This is a genomic window from Endozoicomonas sp. 2B-B (assembly GCF_053470045.1).
Genome location: NZ_JBLZMU010000001.1, coordinates 3765059 through 3784092, shown reverse-complemented (window position 1 = coordinate 3784092; position 19034 = coordinate 3765059). Strand labels below are relative to the sequence as shown.

Genomic DNA, 19034 nt, shown 5'->3' with positions numbered 1-19034 from the left:
GCATGCAGAATGGTGTCACTCAGTGACAGCAGGCGATAAATAATTCCTCCTTAGTTCAGTAATTTTCACTATGCCATCTTCACTGGATGTGATCACCTGACTGGCATCGGCGCTAAAGGTGGCCGATGAGATCCAGTCATTATGGGCAATGTTGGCTTTTTCTAACCATGAGCCATCATCCTGTTGACCAATGATTTTCGCCGTTTTACAAAACAAGACAGTAGTCACTAGATGGCGGCTATCAGGACTGAAGTTGGCTGACAAGAGCCAAAGCTTATGGGGAAAGGAGGCTTTTTCTTCCCATAAGCCATCGACTTTTCGGCCGTAAATTTTCACTGTGCGATCTCTGCTGGTAGTCGCCAGATGGCGGCTATCGGGGCTGAAAGTGCCCGAGTTGACAGTATCTTTGTGTTGTATAGTGGTATTTTTTATCCATGATCCATCGGACTTCTTCTCATAGATTTTCGCTTTGTAATCCATACTGGCAGTGACCAGATAGCGACCATCGGCGCTGAAGGCGGCTGACAGGACAGTCGCCTCATGGGGAAAAACCTTTTTTTCTGTCCATGATCCATCGGTCTGCTGACTATGGATTTTCGCAGTGTTATCGTAACTGGCGGTAACCACATGGCAGCCATCGGTGCTGAAACTGGCCGAATAGAGCGATTTCTCATGAGGAAGGATGGCTGTTAACTGCCAGGAACCATCGCGCTTTTGGCTATGGATTTTCGCCGTTCCATCCATACTGGCGGTCAACACATGTTGGCTATCGGTGCTGAAGGCAGCTGATCTGATGTGATTTTCATGGGAAATGGTGGTGTTTGGTTCCCATGATTCATTGCATTCCAGGTCACATATCTTTGCCATGCTATTACTACTGACGGTGACTAAATGATGACTATCGGGGCTGAAAATCGCTGATTTGACATGGCCTTCATGAGGAATGGTGGTTTTAATTTCCCATGTTCCATCAGGGTTTTGACTGTAGATTTTTGCCGTATTGTCTCCATTGGCGGTGACCAGATAACGGCCATCGCTGCTGAGGGCGGCTGAATTGACTTTACTGAGCTGTCCCAGGCGGATGCGATTAATAATGCCGGTGGCTGAGTTGGTTTTATAAGTTTTATCAATGGTAGCTTTAGTGACTAATTCAAAGGTTTTACAGTTCGACATCAGCTCAGCCTTGGTGAAAAATAACAGAGCAGGTAAATAAACACTCGTTGGTCGGCGATTCGTAAGCGACTCGATGAACGCCTGATCATTGGAAAACGATTCAAACCAGGCACGCAGTTGATTCTTATTTTTTACAGTGATGGTCATCCTTAGTTGAGACTGATGTTGAGGAGAAAACTGGCGATACCAGGCTTTTGCCAGTGTCTTATCTTCTCTGATAACGTCGCGAAGACGGGTACAGACCTTCTGTAAACTGCGAATATCCCGAAGTTTCAAATGGCAAAAGATCAGGGACAGTGTATCTGAGGCCAAATCCTGCAATGAATGTTTTTGCTTTTCTTTCTTGTCAGCTACAGCGATGGATCTGCCTGCATGGATACCCGTTGGTGTTAGCGATAGAGCCTGCGTCAGTGGTGGTTCAATACCGGGCTTATTATTTATTCCATGCATGCCTGGTTCCTGAAAAGTTGTTATTTATCTACGATCAGCAAGGACGTTTAAAAATTATTTAGTCAGTAAGCGCCAAATAAACCAGCGTACTGGCTGCCGCCCCCAAGATTTCTTATTCTTTGCCTGTCTTAACATTCCAGGGGAGAAGCTGTTCCAGTTTCTCAACGGTATCGGCGTAAGGCAGCTCTTTTAAAATATGGTTCAGGTAATTGAAAGGCTCCAGACCATTCACCTTTGCGCTTTCAATCAGGCTGTATAAAAGGGCACTGGCTTGCGCCCCTTTTGGCGTGTCTGCAAACATCCAGTTCTTGCGGCCAATAGCGAAGGGGCGGATGGTGTTTTCCGCTGCGGCATTACTGATATCCAGGTGGCCGTTGTCACAGTAAACGACCAGTTTTGGCCATTGGTTCAATGCATAGCTCATGGCTTGGTGCGACAGGCTGCCCGGGTCTAGCCTGGTTATGTTTTTCTCCAGCCATACATGAAAGTCGTCCAGTAGTGGCTTACTCTTTTGCTGACGCAGGATGGCTTTTTCTGATGGAGGAAGATCTCCTATTTCTTTCTCAATGGCGTAAAGCTTACCGATTTTGCCTAAAGCGACATTCGCCTTGCTAACGCGGGTGTTTTTCACCTTTTTGCCCGGTTTGGCTTCGCCCTTCCTGGCATCCAGAAATTTCCTGCGAACGTGGTCGAAGCAACCCGCCTGGGTGATGCCTTCTTGTTTGCATACAGCGTCGTAACTGGCATACCCGTCAGTTTGCAGGTAACCGCTGAACCCTTCGAACAGACGCAGGGGAACCTCCTTGCCTCTTGAGGGATCGTATTCAAACACCACCGATGTTTGTCCGGGTGGCCCACCAAGGCTGACCCACATATATTTGTCAGAGTTGATGGACTTGCTGGTTTCCTTGATCACCTGAATTCGGGTTTCGTCAGCATGGATCACCGAACCGGTCTTTTGATGATCTCTCATCAAATTGATGAGTGGCCGCAGTTCTGTAGACAGCCGAATCAAAGAGTTGGCCATCGTCGTCCGGGTGACAGAGCCACCGTATCGCTTGAGGATATTCTCTTGCCTGTACAAAGGCAGTGCGTCGCAGTACTTGGAGACAATGATCCAGGCCAGTGTGCAAACAGAGAGTGAAGATTTGGGCAGTGGGTGTTTTGGCAGCTCTGCAACTTTAATGACCCGCTTCTCCTGTCCATGCTCATCGACTTCTGGAAAGACTGCTTTCTCTTGCAGAATTTCTTTCACCTGAACCTTGGTCGGAACGATATCAAGCTCTTCACGGACTTTGACAAAGAAGGTATCAATGGCTCCGGCTTTTTCTTCTTCACTGAGTTCAGAGCGTTCCTGCACTCTGGGCAGAGACTCTGAAAATGACTTGCGCCCTGTTTTCTTTTTGCGTGGTTTTGGAGGCTCTTGCTCTGGCTGACCTTCAGCTTCGTCTTGCTCTCCGGTGCAGCCTTCCAGCTCCACCTCGTTGAAAATGTCGACCTGGCTGTTGTTTTTTTCAGTGCTTCTTCCGTACAGGCGGGATCGGGAGAGCCTCAGGTACTCTTCCAGTTGCGCAATGCGTTTTTTTTGAGAATCGATGACCTCTGACTTCTTTTGAATAATGTCGTCTTTTTCAAGAAGGGCATTTTCTTTTTCAAGAAGGGCATTTTCTTTTTCAAGAAGGGCATTTTCTTTTTCAAGAATGACACTTTCCTGCGAATGGATCGCCTCAAACAAGGCGACCATTTCAGGGTTAGTCTCAGCCTGATGAAAGGGCAAATCCAGTGCGGATTTCGGCTGAAAAATCAGAGTGTCGGCGGTCGATTTCATGGTCGCTATTTTACCATAAAACCCTGAAAAACAGGACTAAAAACAGCTCTCATAATGCCTTTTTTTATGGGGTTGCATGGCATTGAGATTGTAGCCGTCCAGCAGCCAGTTTAATTGTTTCCCGGTTAATGTAACCAGCTCTTCGTCCGGTTTGGGCCAGTGGAATTTGTCCTCAGACAGGCTCTTGTAATAAAGCACAAAACCATTATCTTCCCAGAACAGGCACTTGATTTTATTACGCTGCCGGTTGGTAAACGCATATAAATAGCCGTCAAAGGGGTTGTGCCCCAGCTCTTGTTCAACCAACACAGCAAGCCCACGAAATGACTTGCGAAAGTCAATCGGCTCCCGGTAGAGAAACACCTTTGGTAATACCTCTGACGGTCGCATAACCGGGGTGTTCATAGCATATCCCTCACCAGTTGCTCACAAAGCGACAGGTTACTTTCATCAATACCGGACACTGTTACACCACTGGGTAGGGTGATGGAGAGTGGTGTTATCCGAGAAGGCGCACCAGGTTCTGGTTGGGGTGTTACCTGGACAAAGCCAGAGTTGTTCGGGGTCGGTTTTACGCTGGGGGTTGTGTCGAGTTTACGCTTCCAGTATCCGAATTTGGATACCCTTATACCATGCTGTTGGCACCACGCACTCTGAGTCAAACCTGAATCCCGCCACGACTGAACACGCTCTAGCCATTCACTGTCTGCGGGTAATTTCTTTGACATATTGGCCTCCTTATATCGGGAGGCTAATCATTTCAAATGGGGTTTTGATTCTGAAGGGCGTGGGTTTATTTGGCGTTTACTTTAGTCAGTCAGAGACAGTTTCAGAGTGAAAGTTCATAACAGGCTGGTCAGTGAAATTAACAAAATGACTTTCGGTACATTCAAAAGGGTGTCACTCAGTGACAGCAGACAATTAATGATTTCTCCGTAATTCAGTGATTTTCACTATGCCATCTTTACTGGATGTGATCACCTGACTGCCATCGGCGCTGAAGCTGGCCGATGTGATAAAGTCATCATGGACAATGTTGGCTTTTTCTAACCATGAGCCATTATCCTGCTGACCAATGATTTTTGCCGTTTTACAACGCTTGTAAATTGACACCAGGTGGCGGCCATCAGGGCTGAAGCTGGCTGACAATACTTCATCATCATGGAAAAAAATGGCTTTTACTTTCCATACACCATTGGCGTTTCGACCGTAGATATTCACTGTGCCAAAGTTGCTGCCGGTCACTAAATGGCGGCTATCGGGGCTGAAGGTGGCCGATTTGTTAACGTTGTTGTATCGAGTGAGGGTATTTTCTTTCCATGATCCATCGGACTTCTTCTCAAAGAGTTTCGTCCTGCAATCCATACTGGCGGTGACCAAATAGCAACCATTGGGGCTGAAATTGGCTGAAATGACTTTACCACTATGGGGAATGGAATCTGTTTCTTCCCATGATCCATCCGCCTTCTGGCTATGAATTTCCACCGTTTTATTAAAAGAGGTGGTGACCACATGGCAGCCATCATCGCTGAAGTTGGCTGAGTTGTAGGCTTTCCTGAGGGTGGCCGTTAATCGCCACGATCCATCATCCTTCCGGCTAAGGATTTTCCCTGTGTTATCACAACCGGTGATCACCGCATGACGACTATCAGTGCTGAAGGTGGCTGAATTGATGAGAGCACCATGGCGAAAGGTAGTGTTTGGTTCCCATGATTCATCCCATGCCAGATCATATATCTTCGCCGCATTAAAACTTACGGTTAATAGATGGTGACTATCGGGGCTGAAAATGGCTGATACAACCGGTTTGTCATGGGGAATAGTGGTTTTTATTTCCCATATTCCATTAGCCTTGAGGCCGTAGATTTTTGCCGTATGGTCTCCATTAGCTGTGACCAGATAGCGGCTATCAGCACTGAGAGCGGCTGAGTTAACCCTATTGAGCTCTGGCCTATTCAAGGGACCGGCAATGGGGGGGGATGAGTTCGCTTTATAAGTTTTGTCAATGGTGGCTCTGGTGACTAATTCATAGGTTTTACATTGAGACATCAGCTCAGCCCTGGTGAAAAATAATAGAGCGGGTGAATAAACACTCGTCGGCTCGCGCTCTGTGAGTGACTGGAGTAACGCCTGATCATCGGAAAAGGACTCAAACCAGGCTCGGAGTTGATTCTTATCTTTAATGGTGAGGGGCATTCTCAGTTGATTCTGGTGTGATGAAGAAAACTGGCGAAACCAGGCTTTTGCCAGAGCCTTGTCTTCTTTGATCAGGTCGCGAAGGCGGGTACATACCTTTTGTAAACTGCGAATATCCCGAAGTTTCAAATGGCGAAAAATCAGGGACAGTGTATCTGAGGTTAAATCCTGAAATGAATATTTTATTTCCTTGTCAGATACAGTAACGGACCTGCCCGCACTGTTATCCGTTGTTGTTAGCGATAGAGCTTGTGTTAGTGGTGATTCAGTAACGCGATTTTTATTTATGCCATTCATGACTGGCTCTTGCAAAGTTGCTTTTTATCGTTGATCAACAAGGGCAGTTAAAAAATATTCAGTCAGTTAGAGAAAATTTCAGAATGAACGTTCATAACAGGCTGATCAGTGGAACTAACAAAATGCCTTTCGGTGCATGCAGAAAGATGTCACTCAGTGACAGCAGACAATGAATGATTTCTCCGTAATTCAGTGATTTTCACTATGCCATCCATACTGGATGTGATCACCTGGCTGCCATCGGCGCTGAAGCTGGCCGATGAAATAGAGTCATCATGGAAAATGTTGGCTTTTTCTAACCATGAGCCATCATCCTGCTGACCAATGATTTTCGCCGTTCCGTCCTTGCTTGCAGTCACCACATGACGGCCGTCAGGGCTGAAGGTGGCTGAAAAGACCCAATCATCATGGAAAAAAGAGGCTTTTTCTTTCCATAAGCCATCGGCTTTTCGGCCGTAAATTTTCACGGTTTGATCTCTTCTGGCCGTCACTAAATGACGGCCATCGGGGCTGAAGGTGGCGGATTTGACATATTTAGTGTGTTGAATGAAGGTATTTTCTTCCCATGATCCATCGGATTTCTTCTCATAGATTCTTGCCTTGCAATCATTCATACCGACGGTAACCACATAGCGATCATCGGCGCTGAAGGCGGCTGACAGGATAGCCTCCTCATGGGGAAAAACTTCTTTTTCTTCCCATAATCTGCCGTTCTGGCTGTAGATTTTCGCGGTTTTATCCCTGCAGGCAATTAGCAAATGGCGGCCATCGGTGCTGAAAATGGCTGAATGGATAGCATCGTAATGGGCAAGGATGGCAGTTGAATTCCATGATCCATCATCCTTCTGACTGTAGATTTTTGCTGTGTGATCCAAACTGGCGGTTACTACATGTCGACTATCGGTGCTGAAAGTGGCAGAAGAGATTAGATTATCATGGCGAATGGTGGCCTTTGGTTGCCATGTTTCATTAGATCCCAAGTCAAATACCTTCACCATGCCATAGCCATACGAACAGACGATCAACAGATGGTGACCATCGGGACTGAAAATTGCTGATACGACCTGTCTATCAAGAGGAATGGTGGTTTTAATTTCCCATGTTCCATCCGTCTTGTGGCCGTAGATTTTTACTGTATTGTCGCCATTGGCGGTGACCAGATAGCGGCCATCAGCACTGAGGTCGGCTGAGTAGACTCTATTGTCAGCTTCCATAATCAGGAGCTCGTCAGAGCTGGTGTCTGAGTTGGCTTTATAAATTTTGTCAATGGTGGCTTTTCTGACTAATTCAAAGGTTTTACATTGAGACATCAGCTTAGCCCTGGTGAAAAATAATAGAGCCGGTGAATAAACACTCGTCGGCTCGCGCTCTGTAAGTGACCGGAGTAACGCCTTATCAATGGAAAACAACTCAAACCAGGCTCGGAATTGATTCTTGTCTTTTAAGGAGAGCGTCATCTTCAGCTGATTCTGGTGTGCCGAAGAAAACTGGCGATACCAGGCTTTTGCCAGAGCGCTATCTTCTTTGATCACGTCGCGAAGGCGGGTACAAACCTTTTGTAAACTGCGAATATCCCGAAGTTTCAAATGGCGAAAAATCAGGGACAGCGTATCTGAGGTTAAATCCTGAAATGAAGATTTTTTTTCCTCGTCAGATACAGTAATGGACCAGCCTGCACTGTTACCCGTTGGTGTTAGCGATAGGACTTGAGTTTGCGTTATTGGCGGTTCAATAACGGGTTTATTATCTATTCCATGCATGACGGGCTCCTGCAAAGTTGTTATTTATCTTTGATCAACAAGGACGTTTAGAAATTTTTAGTCAGTCAGAGACAGTTTTAGAATGAAAGTTCAAAACAGGTTGGTAAGTACAACTAACAAAATGATTTTTGGTGCATGCAGGATAGTGCTACTGAGATAGTGCTACTGAGATAGTGTCACTCAGTGACAACAGACAATAAATGATTCCTCCGTAATTCAGTGATTTTCACTTTTATTGCTCACTGTTGAAGGCTGCCCGATGGTTGGGCTCCATAGTCTTCAAGAAGTTTCTTGCAGTCTGTGCAGATAAGCTGCATAGCATAGTCGAGAGCTGTCCTGCCATATTTATCCTTCTCTTTGGCCAGTGAGCGGTCAGAGTCCAGCAATTTCTGGATGACCTCTGGATGGTCCCAATCAGCGGCTGTGTGGAGAGGCGTTTTGCCATCGTTGTCCTTCTCTTTGGCCAGTGAGCGGTCAAAGTCCAGAAATGTCTGGATGGCCACTGTGTGGCCAAGAAAAGCAGCATTGTGGAGAGCCGTTTTGCCATCGTTGTCCTTCTCTTTGGCCAGTGAGGGGGCAATTTTCAGCAATTTTTGGATGGTCTCTGTGGGGCCTTCATAAGCAGCTTTGTGGAGAGCCGTTTCGCCAAAGATATTCTTCTCTTTGACCAGGGCGGGGTCAAAGTTCAGCAATGTCTGGATGACCTCTGTTTGGCCTTCCGAAGCAGCCAAGTGGAGAGCCGTTTCGCCATCAATCTTCTCTTTGGCCAGGGAGGGTTCAAACGCCAGCATTTTCTTGATCAATGGTGTGATGCCAGTGCGGACAGCAGAGTGCAAATCCCGAAGGCGCTTGATTCGGTCACTGTCCGGCAATACCTTGGCCTTGATGGTCCCTGTGTGACCTTGACCGGAAGCAAAGTGGGGTAATTTTGCTCCATCAGGCGACGAGCTTTTTTCTTCTGGCTTCACTTTCGGCTGAACATCAAACACTTTCGTCACAAAAATCTCAGGCAGTCGGATGGTTGTTAATTGATTGGCTGAAATACTCTTGCGGCAGAGAGAACACTCATTTTTGCTTTTTACCCAACTGGTAATGCAATCTTTATGGAAGAGTTGACCGCAACAGGGAGTGGCCGCAACATTTTCGACCATTGCCTCCATACAAATTGGACACTCCATGTGAGCCACTGCGTCTGTAGACTCCTGAGTTGATGGCGATGAAGCAATTTCCGATGATGTAGGTTTTTGATTGAATATCGGCTCAAGCAGCTCCAGAACCTGTTTGAGCTTCAGGTCTTTTTCAAGATAAGAAGATACACGGGCATAATCGTATAAAGGCTGCCAGCCAAGTGCGTCAAAGAGATCTTTATCAAGCAGCTCATTGGCCACAGCATCTGATAAACCATGCAAAAGCCAGGAAAAAATAGTACCGGCGCTGATACCTCGATCAACCAATATATGAAAAGGCGTACAACCAGTAATATTGGCTTTCGATAGCATGGCTGGCGTAATGGTTTCAGCATTGCGTTCAAAGAATGCTGCAATCTCTTCAGGTGAGCTGTTTCTTGCTATTTCGTGTAACTGGTTTTCACCACTGGCGACAGTGACTATGGATTTTTCTGTGATGCTTTTTTCTCGCTCTACCTTCAACCAGTCAAGTCGATGTGACCTGACTTGAAGCAGCCCGGCCTGTTGAAACAGCTGGTCCCAGCTGAGTTCAGGGTTAGTCTCCAAAAGTGTTTTTAGAAGCTGCTCATGCTTATGCTCAAGGTTAGCCCGCAACCAGGACGATGCAGCTGCAGGAGAAGTATGCTGTAAAAACATCTGAGATACAGAGACACCGGCATGGTTGGTTGTTAATCCTATGAGATAATCAAAGTAAACCCTGCCCAGAAATGCTTTGGTCAGTGAGATATTACCTCTGGCAAAGAGAAGATGCAGCGGGGTATAGCCATCAATGGCTCGTTTTTTGCCTAACACCTTAGAGTCAAGGTAAATGCGACAGCCTTCAATAAGCCGTTGAATGGTAGATGGATAAGCCTGACCAAACAGTATGTGCAGTGGCGTTTCGCCATTATGGGCTTCAGCCTCCAGCATAGCACCGGTCATCAGGGAATAATTCTGGTCAATAAAATTATAAATCAGCGTGTTACTGCAACTGGCAAAAAGAATATGCAGCAGGTTTGCGCCACTGAAATTCTGCATTGCCAGATCCTGGCGAACAGGTCTGCCTGTCTGATTTTGTAATCTTTGAAACACTCCCTCCACTGCCCGGAAGAAATTCCGGTGATAAAGAATATGAAGCGGAGTTGAACCTCTGCGATTCTGCCGGGCCTGCAATTCCCAGGTAATCATCTTGCCATTGGATCGAATGGTTTCCATGATGTCCTGTTCTGACTGATATTGAAACAGGTAGTGTGCTGATGTCCAGCCGTCATTGTCTGGAAGCTGTATCAGTTCAGCGGTTAGCCAATGCTTGAAACGCTGCAGAAACGACCGGATGACTGCCGGTGAAGTATATTGGGCCAGATCGTGAAGCACGGTTCTGTGGTTACGATCGGTCTGATTTAAATCCTCAGCGACTATCGGTAAATCGAATTGTTGTAACAGGTCGAGCAGGGTTTCTTCCGTTCCGAAACGAATCATGAAACGGAACAGAGTCAGAGTATTGTCCATTGAAGGTGTTCCCGGTACCTGCCCTCTGTACCGAGTGCACTGACTTTGGGTATGGCTTTTTAGCATTACTTGGCGTGCGTCAAGGGTACCTGCAATGGGTCTGAATTGTTGACACTGATCGCATGTTATCCAGTGCCTTTCTGCGTGAGGCAGTAACTCCTGAAGCAAAAACCCGCTTTGTTCGCAATCCATACAAGATAGCCTTAAACCGGCTTCTGACGCAGGCCTGTCCAGATTCGCTAACACCTGTCGTTTGCTGACGTGATATTCGGTTTGATGCAGTATGACGGTGTAATACTCATCATCCCCGAAAAATGCATTATGAGTGAAATCGGTACCTTTGTTATCAGGTTCTGGATAATTCTGCTCTGGCTGGTTTTGTTGTTTTTCATTGTTGCGTGTCTGGCGGCCTGAATAACGCTGTTTGTTGCCTTTATTCACTGCGGGATTTTGTGAACTTGTGCTTTCGGAGTTTCCCAACTGTATGGTTTCGGGGGGTGTCTGAGTCTTGGTCTGTCTTCTAAAAGTGCGTTCCAGTTCCGAGTATTCAAACTCAAGACTGAACTCAGTATCTGGAAGTTCCAACACGATAGCCAGTTGCTTTCGGAGGGATTTAAGGATTTCTTCAGATAATGGGTTGGGCAGTTCATCTGAGTCTGCTGTCAGCGCCAGAAGCCGTTGTATCAGTTGCTCCCTGCCACTGAGTCTGGGTGCGAGCCAGTGTAAAAGCGCCCGTGTATCAAGCAGCTTATCCGCCAGTTCCCGGGATTCAGCCAGGCTGATTTGGAAGGTAAGCGGCGGCGAATCACCGAACCGCACAACCATCGTTACCCCTTCGGGCTGTGTATTGGTAAGCCAGTGGTACACCCCGACAAAGGGCAGATAATCACGCCAGTTAGCAGGCAGGCTCAGAGTGGGCAGGAGAATCAGGTCGACCATCATTTTGTCGGGTACGGGCATAAAGGGCGGTCGTTTGAAATCGTTGTCATCGTCAGTGTCGTAGCCACCACCTGAAGGGCTTTGAAACAATACAGGCTTGATTGGCATATCGGCGGGAGGAATTGCCCCGGCATTTTGAGTATCGCGCGTTTTTTCTACTCGTCCATCTACCACTAAAAAAGGCTTTTTTGAACGCAGATATTGCCCTGATGTGAATGGATACGGGTGATTAAAAGACTCCGGGCAAGGCTGGCTTTCTTTAATCGTCATTCTGCCCGTTCGCTCACTCAACCTAAGCACATAAAGATGGGTTGATTTATCACTATCAGAAAAAAGGAAAGGTACAACAGCACTGGCTTCATAAGTAAAGCCCTGAGCGTTTAAGCCTTGTGCACAGACAATAAATGGCTGGTTAATCTGCCCGGAAATAGTGACTTCGCCAGTAAAAGACTGTGTTCGTGTGCCCTGAGTTTTTGTAGCAACACTTACCGACCTGGCTCGAACGGATATAGAGGCATCACTTTGTTGGTTTACAGGCAACTGCCATTCCAAATATTCACCAGCGGCCACTTCAGGATTTGTCAAAATGGAAAGTACTGTTGCTACAAATGATACAGTCGACAGCTGTAGAAAGGTGTAAAAGATGTACATTGCCAAAGAGTTTAGGTTGCTGAGTTTATACAGGGTAGTCTGTTTTGTTGAGACTGAGAATTGGAATAAGCCTTGTGAGGCTGTCGCAAAACTCCAGCAGCTCGTTCCCATGCTCCGAGGTTGTCGAAAAACCCTGGTTCCCCTCCCGTCATTCCCGGCAAGACTCCCGTCATTCCCGGCTAGACTCCCGTCATTCCCGCGAAGGCGGGAATCCACACTGACTCACCACCAGAACCATACTGCCCGGTGCCCCTGGCCTTTTCATCCGCGAGAAGGCAGAGACCCACTGTTGGCGCTGGATTCCCGCCTTCGCGGGAATGACGACCTCAGAGCTTGGGAACGAGGGCTGTATGGATATCAAGGCTTAGCTGCACTAGCAGCCTGTCGGACTTAAGACTGTCCTACTGCGGTTGCAATAAATTGGTCTAAAAATCTCTGTTTCTTCGTCAAATAGCTCGCTATTCTCCTCAGAAACAGAGATTTTTATCCTCAATTTCTTGCAATCCTCGCTACGGACGCTTAAGTCCGACAGGCTGCTAGTCTCTTCCAAAATTGATGCAGCTATTTTTCGGCGTGCTACCTGAAGACTAAAGTCGAGAAACGTTGGTGAAAAGGCGTTTATTAAGGATGGGGAGGTCAAAGGTACTGCGACGGGTTTGGCGCAGTATGAGGGCGAGGTTTGAAATAATCAAGAATCGGTTCTCCGCGCAATTTTATTTCTCACTGTTGAAGGCTGCCCGATGGTTGGGCTCCATAGTCTTCAAGAAGTTTCTTGCACTTTCTGTGGCCACACTTGATAGCAAAGTCGAGAGCCGTTTTGCCATCGTTATCCTTTTCTTTGGCCAGGGAGCGGTCAAAGTTCAGCAATGTCCGAATGTCCGCTGTGCATCCCTCACGAGCAGCTTTGTGGAGAGCGGTTTCGCCGTAGTTATCCTTCTCTTTGGCCAGCGAGCGGTCAAACTTCAGCAATGTCTGGATAACCACTGTATGGCCCCAAAAATTAGAAACAGCTTTGTGAAGAGCCGTATTGCCATAATAATCCTTCTCTTTGGCCAGAGAACGGTCAAACTTCAGCAATGTCTGGGTGGCCTTTAAGTGGCCACATTCAGAAGCGAAGTGGAGAGCCGTACAGCCATAGTTATCCTTCTCTTTGGCCAGTGAGGGGTCAAAGTTCAGCAATGTCTGGATGGCCTCTGTGTGGCCGTTATAAGCAGCTAAGTGGAGAGCCGTACAGCCATAGTTATCCTTCTCTTTGGCCAGGGAGGGGTCAAAGTTCAGCAATGTCTGGATGGTTTCTAGTTGGCCATTACGAGCAGCTGAGTGAAGAGCCGTCGAGCCATCGTTAGCCTTCTCTTTGGCCAGGGAGGGATCAACCTTCAGCGATTCCCTGATCAACCATGTGTTGCCATTCCGGGCAGCAACGTTAAAATCCCAAAAGCGGATGATTCGGTCAATGTCCGACAATACCTTGGCTTCGACGGTGTCTGTTTGGCCTTGACCAGTAGCCAAGTGGGGTAATGGTGTATCGCCCATCTTATCTGTCGTTTCCAATTGCATACCGGCTTTAAAGTCAGGTTCAACACCAAAGGCAAAACCTTTTGCTCCATCAGGCGATGAGCTTTTTTCTTCTGGCTTCACTTTAGGCCGAGCATCAAACACTTTCGTCACAACAATATCAGGCAGTCGGATGGTTGTTAATTGATTGGCTGAAATACTCTTGCGACAGAGAGAACACTGTTTCTTGCCTTTTACCCAACGGGTAATGCAATCTTTATGGAAGAGTTGACCGCAACAGGGAGTGGCCGCAACATTTTCGGCCATTGCCTCCATGCAAATTGGACACTCTATATGAGCCACTGCGTCTGAAAACTCCTGAGTTGATGGCGATGCAGCCATTTCAGATGATGTGGGTTCTTGATTGAATATCGGCTTAAGCAGCTCCAGAACCTGTTTGAGTTTCAGGTCTTTTTCAAGATAAGGTGATACACGAGTGTAATCGTATAATTGTCGCCAACTATGTTCGCTAAAGAGATCTTTATCAAGCAGCTCATTGGCCACAGCATCTGATAAACCATGCAAAAGCCAAGACAAAATAGTACCGGCGCTGATACTTCGATCAACCAATATATGAAAAGGTGTACGACCAGCAATATTGGCTTTTGATAGCATGGCTGGCGTGATGGTTTCAGCATTGCGTTCGAAGATTGCTGCAATATCTTCAGTTGAGCTGTTTCTTGCTATTTCGTGTAACTGGTTTTCACCACTGGCGACAGTGACTATGGATTTTTCTGTGATGCTTATAACGTCTGAAGATTTTTCAGCCTTTGCAATGGAGACTTCCGAAGTCGTTGCTTTCGATATAACGGGTTTGGGTGCTTCCAGACTTTTTGTATCTTGACTTGATTCAAATAACCCAGGTTCATCTTCTTCCGGTACAAGCAGCGGCGGAGCTGATGATCCAGGATCAAGCCTTGTCGAAGCCAAAGGCTCTGAAAGCGGTGCCGAAATTCCAACAATTGATGGTTCAAGTTTTTCTCGCTCTTTCTTCAACCAGTTAAGTTGTGGAGTCATGACCCGGAGCTGCCCGGCCTGATCAAGCAGCTCGTCCCAGCTGAGTTCAGGGTTGGTCTCCAGAAGTGGTTTTAGAAACTGCTCATGCTTAGAGTTAACCAGACACAGCCAGGACAATGCAGCTATAGGAGAAGCCTTCTGTAACAACATCTGAAGTACAGAGACACCGGCACGGTTGGTTTTTAATGCTTCCCTTCTGTGAATACAACGTCCAAGGTTGTCTAGTAATGCTTTGGTCAGTGAGATATCACCTCTGGCAAAGAGAAGATGCAGCGGGGTATAGCCATCAGTGGCTCGTTTTTTGCCTAACAGCTTATTAAGGCGAATGGAACCATAGCAGCCGTCAATAAGCCGTTGAATGGTAGATGAAGAACCCTGCTTAAACAGTATGTGCAGTGGCGTTTCGTCATTACCGGCTTTTTCACACCACAGCATATCACTGGTCATCAAGTCATAATGCTGGTCAATAAAATGATAAATCAGCGGAGTATTGCCACTGGCAAAAAGAATATGCAGCAGGTTTACGCCACTGAAATCCTGCATTGCCAGATCCTCGTTAACAGGTCTGCCTGCCTGATTTTGTAATCTTTGAAACACTTCCGCCACTGCCCGGAAGAAATTCCGGTGATAAAGAATATGAAGCGGGGTTGAACCCAGGTCGTTCTGCCGGGACTGCAATTCCCAGGTAATCATCTTGCCATTAGATTGAATGAATTCAATGATGGTCTTTTCTGACTGATATTGAAACAGGTAGTGTGCTGAAGTCCAGCGGTAATTGTCTGGAAGCTGTATTAGTTCAGCGGTTACCCAATGCTTGAAACGCTGAAGAAACGACCGGATGACTGCCGGTGAAGTATATTGAGCCAGATCGTGAAGCACGGTTCTGTGGTTACGATCTGTCTGATTTAAATCCTCAGCATCTATCGGTAAATCGAACTGTTGTAACAGGTCGAGCAGGGTTTCTTCCGTACCGAAACGAATCATGAAACGGAACAGAGTCAGAGTATTGTCCATTAAAGGTGTTGCCAGTACCTGCCCTCTGTAGTGAGTGCACTGACTTTGGGTATGGTTTTGTAGCATTATTTGGCGCGCATCAAGGGTACCTGCAATGGGTCTGAATTGTTGACACTGATCGCATGTTAGCCAGTGCCTTTCTGCGTGAGGCATTACTTCCTGAAGCGCAAGCCCGCTTTGTTGGCAATCCAGACAGGATAACCTTAAACCGGCTTCTGACAAAGGCCTGTCCAGAATCGCTAACACCTGTCGTTTGCTGACGTGATATTCAGTTTGATGCAGCCTGATGGTGTAATACTCAACATTCCCGGACAGTGCATTATGAGTGTAATCGGTACGTTTGTTATCAGGTTCTGGATAATTCTGCTCTGGCTGGTTTTGTTTTTTTTTTGGCGCCGTTTCTGGGTGCCTGAATAACTCTGTTTGTTGCCTTTATCCACTGCGGGATTTTGTGAAATTTTGCTTTGGGAGTTTACTAGCTGTACGGTTCCGGGGGGTGTCTGAGTCTTGGTCTGTCTTCTAAAAGTGCGTTCCAGTTCCGAGTATTCAAACTCAAGACTGAACTCTGTATCGGGTAGTTCCAACACGATAGCCAGTTGCTTTCGGAGGGATTTAAGGATTTCTTCAGATAATGGGCCGGGTAGTTCGTCTGAGTCTGCTGTCAGCTCCAGAAGCTGTTGTATCAGATGCTCCCTGCCACTGAGTTTGGGGGCGAGCCAGTGTAAAAGCGCCCGTGTATTAAGCAGCTTATCCGCCAGTTCCCGGGATTCAGCCAGGCTGATTTGGAAGGTAAGCGGCGGCGAATCGCCGAACCGCACAACCATCGTTACTCCTTCGGGCTGTGTATTGGTAAGCCAGTGGTACACCCCGACAAAGGGCAGATAATCACGCCAGTTAGCAGGCAGGCTCAGAGTGGGCAGGAGAATCAGGTCGACCATCATTTTGTCAGGTACGGGCATAAAGGGCGGTCGTTTGAAATCCTTGTCATCGTCAGTGTCGTAGCCACCACCTGAAGGGCTTTGAAACAACACAGGCTTGATTGGCATATCGGCGGGAGGAATTGCCCCGGCATTTTGAGTATTGAGCGTTTTTTCTACTCGTCCATCAACCACTAAAAAAGGCTTTTTTGAGCGCAGATATTGCCCTGATGTGAATGGATACGGCTGATTAAAAGACTCCGGGCAAGGCTGGCTTTCTTTAATCGCCATTCTGCCCGTTTGCTCACTCAACCTAAGCACATAAAGATGGGTTGATTTATCACTATCAGAAAAGGGGAAAGGTACAACAGCACTGGCTTCATAAGTAAAGCCCTGAGCGTTTAAGCCTTGTGCACAGAGGATAAATGGCTGGTCGATCTGCCCGGAAATAGTGACTTCGCCAGTAAAAGACTGTGTTCGTGTGCCCTGAGTTTTTTTAGCAACACTTACCGACCTGGCTCGAACGGATATAGAGGCATCACTTTGTTGGTTTACAGGCAGCTGCCATTCCAAATATTCACCAGTGGCCACTTCAGGGTTTGTCAAAAAGGAAATTACTGTTGCTACAAACGATACAGTGGACAACTGTAGAAAGGTGTAAAAGCTGTACATTGCCAAAGAGTTTAGGTTGCTGAGTTTATGCAGGGTAGTCTGTTTTGTTGAGACTGAGAATTGGAATAAGCCTTGTTAGGCTGTCGCAAAACTCCAACAACTCTTAGAGGTTTTGCGACACGCTCTATGGATGGTGTCACTCAGTGACAGCCAACAATAAATGATGCCTCCGTAATTCAGTGATTTTCACTATGCCATCCTCACTGGATGTGATCACCTGACTGCCATCGGCGCTAAAGGCGGCCGATGCGATAGTGTCACTATGGACAATGTTGGCTTTTTCTAACCATGTCCCATCATTCTGCTGACCAATGATTTTCGCCGTTTTGTCATAGCTGGCAGTCACCAAATGGCGGCCATCAGGGCTGAAGGTGGCTGAGAAGACCGAACTCTTATGAGAAAAGGTGGCTTTTTCTTCCCACAAGCCATCGGCTTTTCGGACGTAAATTTTCACTGTGTTATCTGCTCTGGTCGTCACTAGATGACGGCCATCGGGGCTGAAGGAGGCCGATTTGACAGCGTTAATGGGTTGAATGAAGACATTCTCTTCCCATGATCCATCGGACTTTTTCTCATAGATTTTCGCCTTGCCATCATACATAGTGACGGTGACCACACAACGATCATCGGCGCTGAAGGCAGCTGACAGGACTGTCTCCTCATGGGGAAAAACCTCTTTTTCTTCCCATAATTCATCGGCGCTCTGGCTATAGATTTTCGCCGTTTTATCCCCGCAGCCGATTAGCAAATGGCGGCCATCGGTGCTGAAAATGGCTGAAAGGACAGAACCGTGATGGGGAAGGGTGGTTGTTAACTTCCATATTCCATCATCCTTCTGACTGTATATTTTTGCTGTTTTATCAAAACTGGCGGTCACGACATGTCGACTATCGGTGCTGAAGGTGACTGAACAGAGTGGACTTTCATTGCAAATGGTGGCGCTTAGTTTCCATGATTCATCAGATCTCAGGTCACATAGCCATACGGTGCCATGCATACTGCCGAGGACCAGATGGTGACTATCGGGACTGAAAGTGGCTGATTTGACCGGTCTTTGTAAAGGAATGGTGGTTTTAATTTCCCATGTTCCATCTGACTTGTAGTCGAAGATTTTTACTGTGTTGTCGCCATTGGCGGTGGCCAGATAGCGGCCATCAGCACTGAGATCAGCAGAGTGGACTTTATTGTCATCTTCCATAGACATGAGCTCGTCAAAGCTGGTGGCTGAGTTGGCTTTATAAATTTTGTCAATGGTGGCTTTTGTGACTAATTCAAAGGTTTTACATTGAGACATCAGCTCAGCCTTTGTGAAAAATAATAGAGCAGGTGAATAAACACTCGTAGGCTCGCGCTCTGTGAGTGACTGGAGTAACGACTTATCATTGGAAAACGACTCAAACCAGGCTCGGAGTTGATTCTTGTCTTTTCTGTTGATCGTCATCCTCAGTTGATTCTGGTGTGCTGGAGAAAACTGGCGATACCAGGCTTTTGCCAGAGCGCTATCTTCTTTGATAACGTCGCGAAGGCGGGTACATACCTTTTGTAAACTGCGAATATCCCGAAGTTTCAAATGGCGAAAAATCACGGACAGTGTATCTGAGGTTAAATCCTGAAATGTAGAGGTTTTTTCCTTGTCAGATACAGTAACGGACCAGCCCGCACTGTTACCCGTTGGTGTTAGCGATAGAGCTTGAGTTATTGGTGCTTCAAGAGCGGATTTATTATTTATTCCATGCATGACGGGTTCCTGCTTATCTTTGATCAACAAGGACGGTTAAAACTATTTAGTCAGTCAGAGACAATTTCAGAATGAAAGTTCAAAACAGGTTGGTCAGTGAAACTAACAAAATGAATTTCGGCACATGCAGGATAGTGCTGTTGAGACAGTGTT

Annotated in this window: 10 protein-coding genes; all 10 read right to left on the bottom strand. The window is 46.8% G+C overall.

Annotated features, from left to right (window positions below; genetic code table 11):
- Positions 1–15: 15 nt before the first annotated feature.
- Positions 16–1623: an F-box/WD repeat-containing protein gene (locus ACOMHB_RS14330; RefSeq protein ID WP_448217128.1), complete on the bottom strand. Its 1608-nt coding sequence runs from the start codon at positions 1621–1623 to the stop codon at positions 16–18.
- 112 nt (positions 1624–1735) lie between these two features.
- Positions 1736–3451, bottom strand: a complete 1716-nt coding sequence (tnpC, locus tag ACOMHB_RS14325) for an IS66 family transposase (RefSeq protein ID WP_448215655.1) — start codon at positions 3449–3451, stop codon at positions 1736–1738.
- A gap of 36 nt (positions 3452–3487) precedes the next feature.
- The gene (gene tnpB / locus ACOMHB_RS14320) at positions 3488–3856 is read right to left on the bottom strand and encodes an IS66 family insertion sequence element accessory protein TnpB (RefSeq protein ID WP_448215654.1); all 369 of its coding nucleotides are present in this window, start codon (positions 3854–3856) and stop codon (positions 3488–3490) included.
- Complete coding sequence (gene tnpA, locus ACOMHB_RS14315; RefSeq protein ID WP_448215653.1) at positions 3853–4179, bottom strand: IS66 family insertion sequence element accessory protein TnpA; 327 nt, start codon at positions 4177–4179, stop codon at positions 3853–3855. The genes tnpB and tnpA overlap by 4 nt, the downstream gene beginning before the upstream one ends.
- Before the next feature lie 193 nt (positions 4180–4372).
- Positions 4373–5944, bottom strand: coding sequence for an F-box/WD repeat-containing protein (locus tag ACOMHB_RS14310; protein WP_448217127.1), 1572 nt, complete (start codon positions 5942–5944; stop codon positions 4373–4375).
- Between the two features lie 149 nt (positions 5945–6093).
- Positions 6094–7704, bottom strand: coding sequence for an F-box/WD repeat-containing protein (locus ACOMHB_RS14305; protein ID WP_448217126.1), 1611 nt, complete (start codon positions 7702–7704; stop codon positions 6094–6096).
- Between the two features lie 239 nt (positions 7705–7943).
- The gene (locus ACOMHB_RS14300) at positions 7944–11903 is read right to left on the bottom strand and encodes an ankyrin repeat domain-containing protein (protein WP_448217125.1); all 3960 of its coding nucleotides are present in this window, start codon (positions 11901–11903) and stop codon (positions 7944–7946) included.
- A 786-nt stretch (positions 11904–12689) separates the two neighbouring features.
- Positions 12690–15800, bottom strand: a complete 3111-nt coding sequence (locus tag ACOMHB_RS14295; RefSeq protein ID WP_448217124.1) for an ankyrin repeat domain-containing protein — start codon at positions 15798–15800, stop codon at positions 12690–12692.
- Entirely contained in the window at positions 15794–17077 is a 1284-nt protein-coding gene (locus ACOMHB_RS14290; RefSeq protein ID WP_448217123.1) for a hypothetical protein, read from the bottom strand. The genes ACOMHB_RS14295 and ACOMHB_RS14290 overlap by 7 nt, the downstream gene beginning before the upstream one ends.
- Positions 17078–17279: 202 nt before the next feature.
- Positions 17280–18881 carry an F-box/WD repeat-containing protein gene (locus tag ACOMHB_RS14285; RefSeq protein ID WP_448217122.1) on the bottom strand — a complete coding sequence of 534 codons (1602 nt, stop codon included), beginning with the start codon at positions 18879–18881 and terminating at the stop codon, positions 17280–17282.
- Positions 18882–19034: the final 153 nt, after the last annotated feature.

Coding starts and splice junctions, on each gene's coding strand:
- ACOMHB_RS14330 (WP_448217128.1), bottom strand. CDS start 1,623: ATGCATGGAATAAATAATAAGCCCGGTATTGAACCACCACTGACGCAG.
- tnpC (WP_448215655.1), bottom strand. CDS start 3,451: ATGAAATCGACCGCCGACACTCTGATTTTTCAGCCGAAATCCGCACTG.
- tnpB (WP_448215654.1), bottom strand. CDS start 3,856: ATGAACACCCCGGTTATGCGACCGTCAGAGGTATTACCAAAGGTGTTT.
- tnpA (WP_448215653.1), bottom strand. CDS start 4,179: ATGTCAAAGAAATTACCCGCAGACAGTGAATGGCTAGAGCGTGTTCAG.
- ACOMHB_RS14310 (WP_448217127.1), bottom strand. CDS start 5,944: ATGAATGGCATAAATAAAAATCGCGTTACTGAATCACCACTAACACAA.
- ACOMHB_RS14305 (WP_448217126.1), bottom strand. CDS start 7,704: ATGCATGGAATAGATAATAAACCCGTTATTGAACCGCCAATAACGCAA.
- ACOMHB_RS14285 (WP_448217122.1), bottom strand. CDS start 18,881: ATGCATGGAATAAATAATAAATCCGCTCTTGAAGCACCAATAACTCAA.